The sequence below is a fragment of the Micromonospora sp. KC207 genome, from assembly GCF_004348615.1.
Classification (GTDB): Bacteria; Actinomycetota; Actinomycetes; order Mycobacteriales; family Micromonosporaceae; genus Micromonospora.
Genome location: NZ_SMKJ01000530.1, coordinates 1 through 2,152 on the forward strand (window position 1 = coordinate 1; position 2,152 = coordinate 2,152).

Annotated in this window: 1 protein-coding gene and 1 pseudogene; one reads left to right on the forward strand and one right to left on the reverse strand. The window is 73.2% G+C overall.

The window, feature by feature from the left end:
- The coding region (gene sthA / locus E1258_RS32150; RefSeq protein ID WP_132407681.1) for a Si-specific NAD(P)(+) transhydrogenase at positions 1-966 on the forward strand (966 nt) is incomplete at its 5' end.
- 150 nt (positions 967-1,116) lie between these two features.
- Here the strand turns inward: sthA and E1258_RS32155 are convergent.
- A pseudogene (locus E1258_RS32155) lies at positions 1,117-2,152 on the reverse strand (copper resistance protein CopC); the annotation flags it as partial.

Here is a 2,152-nt window from a genome sequence, read left to right on the forward strand (position 1 = left end):
CGCCCGGCCCGCCCGGACAGCGTCGACTTCGACGACCGGACGATCGTGGACTCCGACGGGGTCATCAACCTGGAGGCCGTCCCCCGCAGCATGGTCGTGGTCGGCGCCGGCGTGATCGGCATGGAGTACGCCTCCATGTTCGCCGCGCTCGGCACCAAGGTGACCGTGGTCGAGCGCCGCGACCGGATGCTCGACTTCTGCGACGAGGAGGTCGTCGAGTCGCTCAAGTACCACCTGCGCGACCTGTCCGTCACGTTCCGCTTCGGCGAGGAGGTCGCGGCGGTGGAGAAGCACCCGACCGCAGCGCTGTGCGTCCTGAAGAGCGGAAAGAAGATCGTCGCGGACACGGTCATGTACTCGGCCGGCCGTCAGGGCCAGACCGACGACCTGGCGCTGGAGGCGGCCGGGCTGCAGGCCGACAGACGCGGCCGGATCACGGTCGACGCGGACTACCGCACGGCGGTGGACAACATCTACGCGGTAGGCGACGTGATCGGCTTCCCCGCGCTGGCGTCCACCTCGATGGAGCAGGGCCGGATCGCCGCGCAACACGCCTGCGGCGAGCCGGTACGCGCGCTCAACGAGTTGCAGCCGATCGGCATCTACACGATCCCGGAGATCAGCTTCGTCGGGAAGACCGAGGAGCAGCTGACCGACAGCGCCACGCCGTTCGAGGTCGGTATCGCGCGCTACCGCGAGCTGGCCCGTGGCCAGATCGTCGGCGACTCGTACGGCATGCTGAAGCTGCTGGTGTCGCCGGCCGACGGCCGCCTGCTCGGCGTGCACGTGTTCGGCACCGGCGCCACCGAGATCGTCCACATCGGGCAGACCGTCATGGGCTGCGGTGGCACGGTCGACTACCTGATCGACGCGGTGTTCAACTACCCGACGCTCGCCGAGGCGTACAAGGTGGCGGCGCTGGACGCGTCCAACAAGATCCGCAACATCGTCCGGATCGAGGGCTAGCTCGACCGCGCAGCGGGGGCGGGAATCGGCCCGCAACGATCCTGGTGCGGGCCGGCCCCCGCCTCGGCGCTCGGCGGGGCCGGGCGCGGGGACAGGCGCGGAGCCGACCGCGCCCACCGCCGGGGCCGCCGTGTCCCGGCCACCCGGGTCTCACCCGAGGTCCATGGTGAACTCCGCCGTGTACACCTTCCCCTCGACCTGGAAGTCGAAGAACGCCCGGTACCGGCTCGGCCCCGGCGCCGTCAGCCAGAACCTGGCGGCCCCGTCGACCAGTTCCTGCTCCGGGTGGACGTGCATGTAGCCCAAGTCGCCCTCGCGGACGACCACCAGGTGCCCGTACGCGCCCAGGTAACGCTCCAGGGGTGGCGACACCGGGGAGCCGGCACGGCTCACCCGGAAGGACAGGGGCACCGTCGCCCCCGCCGTGGGGTTGCCGACCATCGACACCGTGAACGGCCCGACCGTCGCCTGCGGCCGCGCGGGCGGCAACGCGGCCGGGGTGTGCGCACCGGGCACCTCGTGGTCGACGCCCAGCACCAGCGGCAGCGCGGTGCCGTCGGCCGCAGTCGTGGCGAAGTCGGCGTAGATGCGGTAGCCGCCGGCCCGCTTCAGCGTCAGCGGCACGCTCCAGGTGCCGTCGATCGCCATCGTCGGATGCAGGTGCTGGTAGCCGCCCAGGTCTCGGCCCACCACGATCAGGTGCAGCGGCTTGTCGTGCACGACCGCGAAGCTCGTCGCCGCCCGCCCGTCGGTGCCCACGATCTGGAACCGGTAGTCCACGCTGACGCCGGCCGGCTGGGACCGCGCCACCGGTCGCAGCGTGTAGCCGCCGGCGCTGACCGCAGTCCCAATCGCCTGCGCCTGCTGCGAGCCGCCGTCGCCGGGATGGGTGTGCGCTCCGGCTCCCGGCGCGTGCTGATGCCCGTCCCCCGCCGAGACGGCGCGCCCCGTGGCGGGTGCCCCACCGCCGGCCGCCATCGCGGCCCGCCCGTCGGCGGCACCGATCCGCCCGAGCCCGAACCCCGCCAGCAGGGCCACCACCAGCCCGCCGGCCAGCATGGCGAGTCCCCGGTCACCCAGCCGGGACACGACGGTCGGGCGGCTCTGGTCCGCCTCGCGCCGCCCGGCCCCGCGCGCCGCCGGGCCGGGCGACCTGCCCCGTCCCGCTGTTCGGGCAGCCGAGGCA